Here is a 13,226-nt window from a genome sequence, read left to right as displayed (position 1 = left end):
CTCGCTCACTTGGCGCCCCCGATGACTGCGCACGCGATATAACCGAACGCCGGGATCGTGACGGTGACGCTCCCGGGCGCCGACGCCGATGCCGCGCATTGTCCGACCAGCGGCGCAAAGGCACTGGAATCAACGCCGACCTCCACCTGTCGCGTGATCGCAGCACCGCTGGTGTTGAGCGCGACCAGCACTTCGCTCCCGGTTGTCGGATCGAAGCGAGAGACCGCGAACAGCCCCGGCTTCTCGTCATAGGTGCGCGTCATCTGCCGCCCGTGCGACAAAGCTGGCGTTGCCTTGCGGATCATCGAGAGTTTGGCGATCTCGGCGTAGAGCGGATGGCCAGTGTCGAAGTTGGACTCAGCGGTGGTCTTGCTCGTGCCGAGCAGCCGGTTGTCGTTGTAGACCGCGACCTTGCTCGGGAACATGTCCTCTCGCGCGTCCTGATCGTTGCCATCCGCGACAAAGCCCTGCTCGTCCCCGGCATAGATGGTCGGCACCCCGCGCAGCAGCAGCAGCATCGCATGGGCGAGCTTCACGCGCGCCAGCACCTCGGCATCGCTTGCCTTGGGGAACGCCTTGCGGACATCGGTCGAGAAGCGGCCGTGATCGTGGTTGGAAATGAAGGTCGGCAGCAGCAGCGCGGTCGCCGCGCCGCCCTCGTACAGTGCGTCGCGATCGAACATCGCGGCGAGCACGTCGGGTCCCTTCTCGCCCGCAACCGTGTGCTGGACTGCGGCGCGGAAACCGAAGTCGAGGACGCTGGGGAGTTGATGGACGCGCGTGTGGAGCGCGAGATCGCCGACATCCCCGTCGTTCGCGACCTCGCCGAAGATATGGAAATTGGGGATGCCCTTCGCCTTCGCACGATCGATCATCGCCTTGGAAAAGCCCTGCCAGAACTCCGGATTGACGTGGCGGGCGGTATCGATGCGGAAGCCATCGATCCCGAACTGATCGATCCAGCCGCCATAGATGTCGATGAACCCCTGCAGCACGCGCGGGCTTTCGGTCATCAGATCGTCCAGCCCGACGAAGTCGCCCATCGTCGAGCTCTCGTTGCGGAACGTCGTGTTGCCGCGATTATGATAATGGATCGGATCGTTGAGCCAGGCGGGAACCTTCACGGTCCGCTCCGCCTCGGACACGAAGGGTGTATAGGCGTAGTTCGGGTCGGTGAGCGTCGCGAAATTCTCCGGGGTCTGCACGCTGTCGCCGACAAAGCCCGGGTTGATCGCCGCGCCTTTCACCCCGTCCTTGCGCTGATAGGGATAGTCGGCGCGGCTGCGATAGTCGCACGCGCTCTTTGGGCATTCGCGATACTGGATCACGTCCGCGGTGTGGTTGGTGATGATGTCGAGATAAACCTTGATGCCGCGGGCGTGGGCGGCATCGACGAATGCCTTCATCTCGGCATTAGTGCCGAAATGCGGGTCGACCCGGGTGAAATCGGTGATCCAGTAACCGTGGTAGCCGGCCGATTCCTCGCCTGGGCCGCCCTGCACAGGCTTGTTCTTGTAGATCGGTCCAAGCCAGATCGCGGTGGCGCCAAGCGACTGGATGTAATCGAGCCGCCGGATCAGGCCCTTGAGATCGCCGCCGTGGAAGAACCCCTTGTGCGAAGGGTCGAAGCCGGTCGTCAGGCGATCCCCTTTGAGGTCGCCTTTGTCGTTCGACGGGTCGCCATTCTCGAAGCGGTCGGGAAGGAGGAAGTAGAGAATCTCCGTCTCCGCCGCGCGGGCGCGCAGATCGGCGGGGGCAGCGGTCTGCGCGCCGGCGGAGGTGCTGGCAAACAGGGTCAAAGCGAGGGCAAGCGTTCTCATGCGATACTCGACTGGCTGGGGATTGAAAAAACGGCGCAGAAGCGCTCGAGATAGTCGGCGTGGGCCGGCATGCGCGCGGCATCGCGGGTAAAAGCATCGGTCAGGGTGGACAGGAACTGGTCGAGCTCGTCATCGCTCAATGCGCCGGCGAGCGGGTGCCAGCGCTCGGGGACGAGCCCCTGCCCCATCATCACCTGAATCCAGCCGGTAACGTCGAACAGCTCATCGCCCTCACGGATGATCCGGCCGCTCGCGCGGAACAGGTCGAGGCGGAAGGCGAGACTCTCCGGAAGCACCATTCCGCGCTGCGCAGCCCAGAAGGGATCATTCCGGCGGTTGGCGGCATAATGGAGGATCACGAAGTCGCGGATCCGCTCGATCTCAAAATCGGTGAGGCGGTTATAGGTATCGCGATCGACGTCCTTGACCGGACCATTGGGAAGGAAGTCGAGCAGCCGGGTGATGCCGCTCTGGATCAGATGGATACTGGTCGATTCGAGCGGCTCGAGAAATCCCGAGGCCAGTCCGATCGCGACGACGTTGCGGTTCCACGCCTTGCGCCGCTTGCCCGCGCGGAACTTGAGCAACCGGGGCTCCGCCTGCGGAACACCGTCGAGATTGGCGAGCAGCACCGACGCCGCCTCATCCTCGCCGATATGCGCTGAGGAAAAGACATAGCCGTTGCCGGTGCGGTGCCGGAGCGGGATCCGCCACTGCCATCCGGCCGCGCGTGCGGTGGCGCGGGTGTAGGGGATCAGCGGATCGGCGCGCTCGCACGGCACCGCGAAGGCGCGGTCGCAGGGCAGCCAATGGCCCCAATCCTCGAACCCGGTCTCGAGCACGCCCTCGATCAGCAGCCCGCGAAAGCCCGAGCAATCGACGAACAGCTCGCCCGCGACACGCACGCCATCGGCGAGGACGAGGGCGGCGACATCGCCGCTCTCGCCATCGCGCTCAATCTGCTCGATCCGCCCCTCGATTCGCACGACGCCGCGCGCCTGCGCGTAGCGGCGCAGATAGGCGGCATAGAGGCCGGCATCGAAATGAAAGGCATAGGGCATGGGTGGCAGGACGCTATCCGCCGCGCGCTCGACATGCGCGAAGCGATCGGCCCTGGCCGCGACCGCGTTGAGCGCATAGTCGCCGAGCGGCCCCGCCCGGCCCGACGCATGCGCGCGCAGCCAGTAGTGATGAAAGGGCAATAGCCCGAGGCCACGCCCGACCTGCCCGAAGGCATGCATATAGCGCTCGCCCGGCGCGCGCCAGCCGTCGAACTCGATGCCGAGCTTCCATGTGCCCTGCGTCTCGCGCAGGAACTCCGCCTCATCGATGCCGAGCGCCTGATTGAACAGGCGGATCATCGGGATCGTCGCCTCGCCCACGCCGACCGTGCCGATCTCGTCGGACTCGACCAGCGTGATCGTCCAGCCCTGCCCGCAGAAGCGCGCGAGCGCGGCCGCGGTCATCCAGCCCGCGGTACCGCCGCCGGCGATGACGATGCTGCGGGAGCTGTGCGGCATGGGATCGGCCATCCTTCAGCGATCCTCAAAACGTCCCCGCCGCAGTTGAACCACGGCGGGGAGGCGGGGGGAAGTCAGAGCTTGTAGCTCAACCCGAGCAGGTAACGGACGCCATAGCGCTGATGGTCGACCGTCAGGGCCTCGTCCGCGATTTCATGCGTGACAAACGGCTCGTCGGTCAGGTTCTGCGCCTGTGCGAGAATTCCCAGCCCCTTGAGCGGGCCGCTCTGGAACTCATAGCCGATCTGCGCATCGACGATCGTCTCGGGCTTGGCGAGCCGCTGGATACGATCGGTGCCGATGCCGCTCAGTTCCGCGAGGAAGCTCGACCGGTGGCGTACGCTGGCACGCGCCGAGAAGCCCCATTTCTCGAAATAGACGGTGCCGTTCGCGACCCATTTCGAAAGGCCGGGCAGCGGCTGCGCCGGATTGTTGGGATCGGGCGTGATCGAACTTTCGGTGTACGACACGCTGCCCAGCACGCCGAATCCGTCGAGCGCGCTGGAGAGGTTGCGCAGCGAGAAGGTCGCCGACAGTTCGGCGCCGTAGAGCCGCCCGCCGCTGCCATTGCGGAAGACCTTGGCGATGCCTTGACGCAGCCGCGGCTCAGGCCCGCTGGTCACCGGGAAGCCGGTGAAATCGTAGACCTGATTCTCCTGATAGATGTAGGTTTCGAGGTGCTTGTAGAAGCCGGCGAGCGCGATGTAGCTGTCACGGGCGATGTACTTCTCCACCGACAGATCGAACGCATTGGCGATCCACGGCCGCAGCCGCGGGTTGCCGCCCTCACCGCCCCAGGGCGAGAAGTTGATATCGGTATTGCCCGCGAGCGACGCGTTGTAGCTGAAGACCATCGACGCGCGCATCTGGTCGAGCCGCGGCCGTGCCATCTGACGCGCCGCGCCGAAACGCACGGTGAAGCCGTCGTTCAGCCGCGCCACGATGTTGAGGTTGGGCAGGACATAGGTGTAGCGCACCCCGTCCGACAGGTCGGTGACCGTCGCGACAGGCGATCCGCTCGCGCCCTGACCATTCGAGAACTGATCGACCGAGACGATCTGCGCGCCGACATTGCCACCGAGCTTCGACCCGTTCGCCATCTCGACATCGATGTCGTAGCGGGCGTAGCCGGTCAGGATCTCTTCACGCACGCCCCAGCCAAAGGCGAAGAGGTTGGCGTCGGTTGCGGCGTTGAAGTTGTAGAGGCCGCTATAGGCGAGCTTGAGCGGATCGTAGCTGACCATACCCGGAATGCCGAGATAGGCGAGTTTGGTCGGTTCGAGCAGCTGATCGCCGGGGATTGCGACGCTGCTGTTGTGCAGCGGATCGGCGGCATTCGCCTTGAGGCCCAGATACCAGCGTTTCAGATCGAGCGACTTCTCGCGCTTGCTGTAGTTCGCGCCGAAGGCGATCTTGCCCTGATTGTCGCCCAGTTCGCGCTCTACATCGAGGCGGAAGGCCATCAGTTCGTCGGTGATCTTCGGGTTGTTGAGGAAGCCATCTTGCCCGCCCGGCGTGTTGTCGCCGCCCCAGCCCTGCGGACTGGTCAGGAAGATCTGTGCCGGATTGGCATAGTCGATCGCCGACTTGAAGCTGTAGCGCCCCTGCGCGTCGCGGCTGAAGCCGAGCGTGTCGAACGGCCCGTTGCCGCCGCCGCGCGACGTGCCCGAATAGGTTTCCAGCACCTTGTCCTCACGGTCGACGCGCGAATAGCTGGCGTCGCCGGTGATCTTCCACCCGCCGGTGACGTAGCTGACGTTCAGACCGCCCGAATAAAGATCGGCCTCACGCAGATTGGCGTCGTTGCGCACCACCGGCTTGACGCCGCTCCAGGTACCGTCGGTGATGATGCCGTCCTTGACGGTATAGCCCGGCTGAAGCACCGCACCGCCCCACTGAAGCGGGAATTCGATGCCGCGCAGTGTCTGCGCGTCCTTGAACTTCGAATAATAGCCGTCGAGCAGGATGTTGAGATCGGGTGTCGGCTTGAACTGCAGCGTCGCCATCGCGGTGGTGCGTTCCAGCTTGGTCGACTGCACATAGGGCTTGGCGCCGCCGATGATCCGCGCGCCCTGTGCCGCAGCATAGGCGGGACGCGGGGTGAAGGTGTCGTCGGCCTGGCTGGCCGTCCCCTTGGTATCGCGGATGCCGTAAAGATCGTTGTTGGTGTCGAAGCTGGGGTAGCCCCAACTGTTGAACCGTTCAAACTGGGTCGGTGAGTTGATGTGCGCGAGGCCGAAGGTGATGCCCACGGTATCGTTCGCGAACTGATCGATATAATTGAGACTGGCGCGATAGCCCTTGTCGTCGGAGCCGGCGTTGAGCTTGCCCAGCGAGACGATCTCGCCGCGCGCATTCACGCCCAGCACGCGCTTGCCATAGTCGAGCGGACGAAGTGAACGCAGGTTGATCGTGCCCGACAGACCCTGACCGATCAGGCCAGCGAACGGCGTCTTGTAGACATCGACCGCGCCGATCAGCTCGGATGGATATTGGTCGAACTCGACCCCGCGATTGTCGCCGGTGCTGACCTGCTCGCGCCCGTTGAACAGGGTCGAGGAGAAGTCGGGCGAGAGACCGCGCACCGAGATGACCTGCGCCCGTCCGTCGAGGCGCTGCGCGGTGAGGCCGGGAAGACGCGCGATCGCTTCGGCGATCGAATTGTCGGGGAGCTTGCCGATATCCTCGGCCGAGACCGATTCGACGATCTGGTTCGAATCGCGCTTGGTCGCGACCGCGGTTTCGAGCGCACGGCGGAAGCCGGTGACGGTGACTTCGCTGCCTTCGTCGGCGGCGGGCTGTTCGGCATCCTGCGCGGAGGCAGGCGCCGCGACGAGCAGCATGGCGGCGATGGCGCCGGCGCTGGCGGTGATGGCGAGACGGGCGGCCTGACGGCCGGTGGCGGTGTGACGCATGGTTCCTCCCCTATGCTGGCCCATTATGCCCGGGCCATCTTGTCTGCGCGCCAGATTCCAGCGCGTTCGTCTCCCTCTTCGCGCCAAGCCGCCGCCGCGGCCAGAACACGGCATACGTATTCAGTCGCGTGGTGGGCGCGGATGGCCGTGCTCAACATTGACGCGGCGGGCGAAACGGGGTGAACATTCAGAGGTCGAGCGGAGGGCACATCCGCGGACGATAGGGGAAGAGTGCCCAAGGCCATGCAACGCAAGCCGACCTCGTTCGATATCGCGCACCTCGCGGGGGTGTCGCAGCCCACGGTCTCGCGCGCGCTGCGCGGCGGGACCGGCGTCAACGAAGCGACGCGCAAGCGGATCGAGGCGATCGCGCAGAAATTGAACTATCGCGTCGACAAGGCCGCATCGAACCTGCGCAGCCGCCATGCCGAAACGCTGGCAGTACTGATCTTTCAGGACGAGAGCGCCGACGACAGCGCGATCAACCCCTTCCTTCTGTCGATGCTGGGATCGATCATGCGCGCCTGCGCCGACAACGGGCAGGACATGCTGGTCTCGTTCCAGCAGCTCGCCAGCGACTGGCATCAGGATTTCGAGGACAGCCGCCGCGCCGACGGGCTGATCCTGCTCGGCTATGGCGATTACGAACTCTACCGCGACAAGCTGACCGAGCTGATGGCGCAGGGAACGCATTTCGTGCGCTGGGGATCGCAATCGGGCGGGATCGGCCTGACCGTCGGATGCGACAATCATGGCGGCGGGCGCGCAGCGACACAGCATCTGCTGAGCCTCGGACGACGCAACATCGCGTTCCTCGGCCACGCGTCGAGCCACTATCCCGAATTCCACGACCGCTATCGCGGCCATGTCGCGGCGCTCAAGGAAAGCGGGATCATCCCGCGCAAGCGGCTTCAGTTCGACGCGCTGACCAGCGAGGAAGCGGGCGCCGCGGCGGCCGAGGCGCTGATCGCGAGCGGCGAGAAGTTCGATGCGATCCTCGCCGCGAGCGACCTGATCGCGATCGGCGCGATGCGCGCCTTTGCCGCGCATGGCATCAAGGTTGCCGAGGATATCGCCGTGGTCGGCTTCGACGATATCGCCGCGGCGAGCTTCACCAACCCGCCGCTCACGACCGTACTTCAGGATACCCGCGCTGCGGGGCGGACCCTGGTCGAGACATTGCTCGGCCGCATCCGCGAAGAACGCGTCGATGATGTGCTGCTGCCCGCCACGCTGGTGGTGCGACGTTCGTGCGGCTCACCCCACTAGATCATCTCAAGGAACCGTGATGGAGAAACCGCGTCAGGGCTTTTGGGGCCTGTTCAACCTGTCGTTCGGCTTTTTCGGGATCCAGATCGGCTTTGCGCTGCAGAACGCCAATATGAGCCGGATCTTCCAGTCGCTCGGCACCAGCATCGACGATCTGCCAGCGCTATGGGTCGCAGCCCCCCTGACTGGATTGTTGGTACAGCCGGTGATCGGGCATATGAGCGACCGCACCTGGCTCGGGCGGCTGGGCCGGCGACGGCCCTATTTTCTGGCCGGGGCGATCATGGCTGCGCTGGCATTGTTCGCGATGCCGCTGGCCCCGATGCTGCTGTTCGCAGCGGTGATGCTGTGGGTGCTCGACGCTTCGCTCAACGTGTCGATGGAGCCGTTCCGCGCGTTCGTCGGTGACATGCTGCGCAAGGACCAGCACAGCGCGGGCTATGCGGTGCAGACCGCGTTCATCGGCGCGGGTGCGGTCGTCGGATCGATCTTTCCCTGGGGGCTGGAGCATCTGGGCGTGTCGAACGTCGCCCCCGGAGGCGGCATCCCGGATACCGTACGCTACGCCTTCTGGTTCGGCGGTGCGGCGTTGTTCCTGGCGGTGCTGTGGACCGTCCTGAGCACGAAGGAATACAGCCCGCAGGAGATGGCGGCGTTCGACGGCCCACGCGCCGAGGCGGACGAGACCGCGATGCGCGTGCTCGCCGCGCGCGGCAATACATCCAGCCTGATCTGGATCGCGGCGGGTGCGGCGGTTGTCGTCGCGGTCGGCAAGTTCGGGCTGGAAAAGGAGGTCTATCTGCTCGGCGGACTTCTCGCGGGCTATGGCGTAGCGAGCCTGATCGCGATCGGCCTCGCCCGGCGCGGCAGCGGCGCCAACATGCTGAGCCATATCGTCGGCGACTTCGCGGGGATGCCGCCGCTGATGAAGAAGCTCGCTGTGGCGCAATTCTTCAGCTGGTCGGCGCTGTTCATCATGTGGATCAACACCACACCGGTGGTCGCGCAGTATTTCTACGGTGCGGCGGACGCGACAGACCCGCGCTATCAGGAGGGGGCGAACTGGGTCGGCGTGCTGTTCACCGTCTATAACGGGATCGCGGCGGTCGCGGCGCTGACCCTGCTGCCGCTGCTCGCGAGCCGGATCGGCAAGGCGCGGACGCACATCATCGGGCTGATCTGCGGCGCTGCGGGTTTTGCCAGCTTCTTCCTGATCCGCGATCCGCACTGGCTGGTCGTCAGCCAGATCGGGATCGGCATCGCCTGGGCCTCGATCCTCGCAATGCCCTATGCGATCCTCGCCTCAAGCCTGCCGCAGGCCAAGCTCGGCATCTATATGGGGCTGTTCAACGTTTTCGTGGTGGTACCGCAATTGCTGGTCGCGACCGTGATGGGCTCGATCATGAACCGCTTCTTCCCCGGCGAACCGATCTGGACGATGGCCTTCGCCGCAGTGACGCTGCTGTTCGCGGCGGTGGCGATGTTGCGGGTGAAGGAGGCGTAGGGCTTCTCGCTTCCTCGCCGCCACCCCGGCCTTGTGCCGGGGTCCACTGCGCCGCACCGACAGACCTGAAGCCTCCAGTCCAACGCTTGCCTCCCGGTGGATCCCGGCACAGGGCCGGGGTGACGAATGGGGAGAGGACCGAGGATTGCCTACAGCGCGGCGAAGTCGATCGGGCCGTGGCGATCGAGCGTAAGCGACTGATCGGGCATCGGGTATTTGAGACCTGTCGCGCAATTGAATAGCACCGCGCGGTCGTCAGGCGAGATCAGCCCCTCGACCAATGCCTTGCGCCACGCGGCGAGTGTCGCGCCGCCCTCGGGGCAAAGCAGCAGGCCGTCGAGCCGCGCGGCGTCGTCGACCGCTTCGAGGATCGCAGCGTCGCTCACCGCCATCGCAAAACCGTTGCTCGCGCGCACCGCGTCGAGGATCAGGAAATCGCCCACCGCCTGCGGCACGCGGATGCCGGCGGCGAGCGTATGCGCATCTTCCCAGCGAGTGGCGTGGCGCTCGCCCTGTTCCCATGCGCGGACCATCGGCGCGCAACCCTCGGCCTGCACCGCGACCATGCGGGGACGCTTCGCCCCGATCCAGCCGAGCGCCTCGAGTTCGTCAAACGCCTTCCACATGCCGATCAGGCCGGTGCCGCCGCCGGTCGGGTAGAAGATCACGTCGGGCAATTCCCATCCGAGCTGTTCGGCGAGCTCCAGCCCCATCGTCTTCTTGCCCTCGATCCGGTACGGTTCCTTGAGCGTCGAGAGGTCGAACCAGCCATTCGCCTCCTTCCCCGCACCGACCAGCTTGCCGCAATCGTCGATCAGTCCGTTGACGCGATAGACGCGCGCGCCCTGTGCTGCGATCTCGCGCACGTTGATCTCGGGTGTGTCGTCGGGGCAGAAGATGACCGCCTCGATCCCCGCCTGCGCGGCATAGGCCGCCGCGGCGGCGCCGGCATTGCCGTTGGTCGGCATGGCGATGGTGGTGACACCCAGTTCTTTCGCCATCGAGATCGCCATGACGAGACCCCGCGCCTTGAACGATCCGGTGGGCAGTCGCCCCTCGTCCTTGACCAGCAGGGCTGAGGCGCCTGCCCCGGCTGCAATCTTGCTCAGCGGCACGATCGGCGTGGCGATCTCCCCCAGACTGATGATGTTTGCGACCTGGCGAACCGGCAATAACTCGCGATAGCGCCACAGATCCGCGGGGCGTCTCGCCAGATCCGCCGGCGAAACCGCGCTGCGGACCGCATCAAGATCGTAGCGAACCAGCAACGGCCGCCCGGCACGCGACAATCCGTGCAGCGTATCCGCCTCGTATCGCTCGCCGGTGATCGAGCATTCGAGATGGGTAACGAAAGTCGGACGGGTGGCGGTGAGGTTGTCGTTGTAGCGCATGTTGACGGCTTAGAGGCGGTTGGCGCTGCGGTCGAGCGGGCAGGACCCTCCAATCAGGCGACCGGAAATGTTTAAAGCGGAACGGCTGCTTCGGACCGGACTAAGATTCCGTTGCCACCGTTCCTGCGAGGCGATCAAGCCAGGCCTGCGCTTGCTTGGGTTCTCCCGCGGCTTGCGGTCCAACCGGTCCCCGCGACGCGAGAAACTCCTGGTGAAGCGCGTATGGAGGCATGCCAAGCCGGTCCCGTGCCGCGTCGATGGCATCGCCAACTTCGTTCAGGCTATCGACTATCGGGGCCGCCGCTGCTCGCGACCAGCGATCACCTTTGTGATCGAAAAGTCCCCATTTGCCAGATGCCGTGGTTCGGAGCGCGGCAATCAGCGCCGCTGTATATTCTGCTTCAAGTTCCGCTCTACGATCATCAAGGCGAGCAAGCCGATCAGCCTTTGCCATGGTCAACTTCCAATCCGCTGTTTCACCGTCTGCAATCGGCGGGCGAGGTCCGAACCTCCCCCAATGGGTGGTTCGCTATTGCTCTGGCTTAAGTGCTCATAATCTAGTCGATCCGATCCGCCCGCCAGTTATCGCCAGCGATGGCGCGATCTCCGACGACGCCGTGATAGCCGATGCCGTCTGCGGTGAAGCTGAGCGCCGCGCCTGCGAGCCGCGCGTCGCGCAGCACACGGCCGTCGAGTGTTCCGGTAATCCGGCTGTAGCGCTGCTCGATTGCAAGCGTCACCACCGAACCGTCCGCGCGGATCACCCGCCATTCGCCGCCGGCGATCGCGGGGACCGTCCAGCGATAAACATGCTTGTCGGCGATCTCGCGGTGCTCGTCGGGCGGCCAGTCACCCATGTCGAAGGCATGGCTGATGACTTGCGCGCCGGGCTTCATCTCATTGAGAATTTTTGATCTCAGCCGCTCGTTCACCTCGGGCAGCAGGTACAATGTTACCACATCCGCGTCGCGCAGCGACACCGTGAACAGATCGTCGCGTACGAACCGCGCACGCGCCTCCAGTCCGTCGAGCCGGGTGAGCGAACGGGCGCGGGCGACAAGTCCGGCATCGATCTCGACCCCCAGCGCATTCGCCCCGCGCCGTGCCGCAGCCCGCGGGATTCGACCGTCGCCCGAGCCCAGATCGATCAGCCGCTCGCCCGACTTGAGCCTTGCCATGTCCAGCATCCCCTCGACGACCTCAATGGGTGTCGGGACGTATGGCACGTCGGCATCGGGCCGGCTCCGCGCAGCGACCGGCACCACACAGAGCGCAAAGGCGCTCGTAACGAAGCCACGGCGATGTACGGATCGGAGAACCGGGCCACCAGCAAGATCATCGTGACGCATGGACGCAGGCTAGGCGGCGGTGGACCCGACGTACAGCCTGCTAGCCGGCTTCAGCTGCGGGCGGCGCAGCGACAGACTCTTTTGCGCCCGGAAGCGCGCGTCCGATTGCCGTCGCGATTGCTCACGCACCCCATGCTTCGCGGTAGACCCGAAGAAAATTGGTGCCGAACAGCTTCTCCAGACGCGCCGTAGACCAGCCTCGCTTTTCGAGCACGTCGGCGAGACGGCGGTAGCGATCGACGCTGTTATAGTCGGCAACAATCGGGAACACGTCCGGGCCCTCTCCTGGCGCCGCGATGCCCGCCCTGGCCCGCTCCATGGCCCAGCGGCGATTACTCTCCCTCGCCGCGTCGTCGATAGCATTTGGGAGAACACCATTGTCCGTGCCGATACCGACATGGTCTTCCCCGGCGACATTGGCGACATGCTCGATATGGCGGATCAGATCAGCCCCCTTGGGGCTGCTGTCGAGCGTCAGGAACGGCATGAAGTAGACGCCGACGACGCCCCCCTTGTTCGCAACGGCACGGATGGTTTCGTCGGCCGTATTGCGCGGATGGTCGGCGAGCGCGCGCGCGCCGGTATGACTGATAACGAGCGGGCGCTTGGCATGGGCCGCAGCCTCGGCCATCGTTCGCACGCCGCCATGACTGAGATCGAGCAGAAGCTTCTCGGCCTCGATCTGCTCGATCGTCGCGCGACCAAGCTTCGACAAGCCCGCGTTCGCCGGTTCGAGCGAGCCATCCCCGCACAGGTTGCGGTTGTTGTAGGTTAGCTGGACGGTCATCACGCCGTCCTTCTTCAGCTGTGCGATGCGGTCGAGCTTCGGTCCAACCATCGCGGTATCCTGCGTACCCAGCAGAACCGCGAACCTGCCGTCGCGCTTGGCTTTCAGAATGTCCGCCGCGCTGCGCACAAGCAGCAGCCGGTCGGGATTGGCGGCAAGATATGCCTTCTTCCCGGCGATGCTCTTCACATACTCATCCCAGGGATCGGCGACGTTCCCGACAGGAAACACCGTGTCGCGTACCATCGTCACGCCGGTGGCCAGAGTCTCCGCCCAGGCCCGGTCGCTCATTCGCAGAACCTCATCGGGCGCATAGGGATCGCCGATCCCGCCCAGCGCGTCGATGACGATGGCGCGATCATACCAACCGTTTGCCCGCCCCTGAGATCTGGCCTGCCCGGCAATGGCCACAGCCCCCGCACCCAAGATCAACGTCCGCCGATTGACCCGCATATCGCCTCCATGCCTGAATCGCCCATCGGCGACATGCTAGGACGATTTTCGGTTCGCGCACCATCGACAAATGTCCTGGCGTGTTCGGGTGACGCGATCGGCGCGTTCTGAGCAGGTCAATATGCTGGCATCGGTGAGGCCAAACGCAAGAAAGCCGCGGACCTTGTGGGTCAGCGGCTTTTTGTTGTGCTGTGATGATGGTTGCGGGGGTTGGATTT

The 13,226-nt window shown here is 65.0% G+C and carries 10 protein-coding genes; 2 read left to right on the top strand and 8 right to left on the bottom strand.

Going from position 1 to position 13,226, the window contains the following annotated elements:
- Nucleotides 1-5 precede the first annotated feature (5 nt).
- From AC07NK_RS19360 to AC07NK_RS19350, 3 genes are all read right to left on the bottom strand, one after another.
- Nucleotides 6-1,820, bottom strand: a complete 1,815-nt coding sequence (locus AC07NK_RS19360; RefSeq protein ID WP_495172264.1) for an alpha-amylase family glycosyl hydrolase — start codon at nucleotides 1,818-1,820, stop codon at nucleotides 6-8.
- A complete protein-coding gene (locus AC07NK_RS19355; RefSeq protein WP_495172263.1) occupies nucleotides 1,817-3,352 on the bottom strand; it encodes a tryptophan halogenase family protein in 1,536 nt (511 codons plus the stop codon). Before AC07NK_RS19355 ends, AC07NK_RS19360 begins: the two co-directional genes overlap by 4 nt.
- Before the next feature lie 62 nt (nucleotides 3,353-3,414).
- Entirely contained in the window at nucleotides 3,415-6,255 is a 2,841-nt protein-coding gene (locus tag AC07NK_RS19350) for a TonB-dependent receptor (protein WP_495172262.1), read from the bottom strand.
- 243 nt (nucleotides 6,256-6,498) lie between these two features.
- Between AC07NK_RS19350 and AC07NK_RS19345 the strand changes: the two genes are divergently transcribed.
- Nucleotides 6,499-7,524 (top strand): LacI family DNA-binding transcriptional regulator, encoded by a 1,026-nt coding sequence (locus AC07NK_RS19345; RefSeq protein WP_495172261.1) that lies wholly within the window; start codon nucleotides 6,499-6,501, stop codon nucleotides 7,522-7,524.
- A 19-nt stretch (nucleotides 7,525-7,543) separates the two neighbouring features.
- The gene (locus AC07NK_RS19340) at nucleotides 7,544-9,028 is read left to right on the top strand and encodes an MFS transporter (protein WP_495172260.1); all 1,485 of its coding nucleotides are present in this window, start codon (nucleotides 7,544-7,546) and stop codon (nucleotides 9,026-9,028) included.
- A gap of 149 nt (nucleotides 9,029-9,177) precedes the next feature.
- Here AC07NK_RS19340 and AC07NK_RS19335 read toward each other — a convergent pair whose 3' ends face one another.
- From AC07NK_RS19335 to AC07NK_RS19315, 5 genes are all read right to left on the bottom strand, one after another.
- Complete coding sequence (locus AC07NK_RS19335) at nucleotides 9,178-10,419, bottom strand: threonine synthase (protein WP_495172259.1); 1,242 nt, start codon at nucleotides 10,417-10,419, stop codon at nucleotides 9,178-9,180.
- Between the two features lie 100 nt (nucleotides 10,420-10,519).
- Nucleotides 10,520-10,873, bottom strand: coding sequence for a hypothetical protein (locus AC07NK_RS19330; RefSeq protein ID WP_495172258.1), 354 nt, complete (start codon nucleotides 10,871-10,873; stop codon nucleotides 10,520-10,522).
- 103 nt (nucleotides 10,874-10,976) lie between these two features.
- The gene (locus tag AC07NK_RS19325; RefSeq protein ID WP_495172257.1) at nucleotides 10,977-11,597 is read right to left on the bottom strand and encodes a class I SAM-dependent methyltransferase; all 621 of its coding nucleotides are present in this window, start codon (nucleotides 11,595-11,597) and stop codon (nucleotides 10,977-10,979) included.
- 292 nt (nucleotides 11,598-11,889) lie between these two features.
- Nucleotides 11,890-13,008, bottom strand: a complete 1,119-nt coding sequence (locus AC07NK_RS19320; protein ID WP_495172256.1) for a dipeptidase — start codon at nucleotides 13,006-13,008, stop codon at nucleotides 11,890-11,892.
- A gap of 36 nt (nucleotides 13,009-13,044) precedes the next feature.
- On the bottom strand, nucleotides 13,045-13,226 hold a 182-nt coding region (locus AC07NK_RS19315), incomplete at its 5' end, for a hypothetical protein (protein ID WP_495172255.1).

The sequence above is a fragment of the Sphingomonas sp. GW821-FHT09B04 genome (assembly GCF_059418285.1).
Note: the sequence above shows the minus strand (reverse complement) of the source record. Positions and strands in the feature narration are given on the sequence as shown.

What these genes read in the sequence shown, in the direction of transcription:
- AC07NK_RS19360 (WP_495172264.1), bottom strand. Translation starts at nt 1,820, where the DNA reads ATGAGAACGCTTGCCCTCGCTTTGACCCTGTTTGCCAGCACCTCCGCC.
- AC07NK_RS19355 (WP_495172263.1), bottom strand. Translation starts at nt 3,352, where the DNA reads ATGGCCGATCCCATGCCGCACAGCTCCCGCAGCATCGTCATCGCCGGC.
- AC07NK_RS19350 (WP_495172262.1), bottom strand. Translation starts at nt 6,255, where the DNA reads ATGCGTCACACCGCCACCGGCCGTCAGGCCGCCCGTCTCGCCATCACC.
- AC07NK_RS19345 (WP_495172261.1), top strand. Translation starts at nt 6,499, where the DNA reads ATGCAACGCAAGCCGACCTCGTTCGATATCGCGCACCTCGCGGGGGTG.
- AC07NK_RS19340 (WP_495172260.1), top strand. Translation starts at nt 7,544, where the DNA reads ATGGAGAAACCGCGTCAGGGCTTTTGGGGCCTGTTCAACCTGTCGTTC.
- AC07NK_RS19335 (WP_495172259.1), bottom strand. Translation starts at nt 10,419, where the DNA reads ATGCGCTACAACGACAACCTCACCGCCACCCGTCCGACTTTCGTTACC.
- AC07NK_RS19330 (WP_495172258.1), bottom strand. Translation starts at nt 10,873, where the DNA reads ATGGCAAAGGCTGATCGGCTTGCTCGCCTTGATGATCGTAGAGCGGAA.
- AC07NK_RS19325 (WP_495172257.1), bottom strand. Translation starts at nt 11,597, where the DNA reads ATGGCAAGGCTCAAGTCGGGCGAGCGGCTGATCGATCTGGGCTCGGGC.
- AC07NK_RS19320 (WP_495172256.1), bottom strand. Translation starts at nt 13,008, where the DNA reads ATGCGGGTCAATCGGCGGACGTTGATCTTGGGTGCGGGGGCTGTGGCC.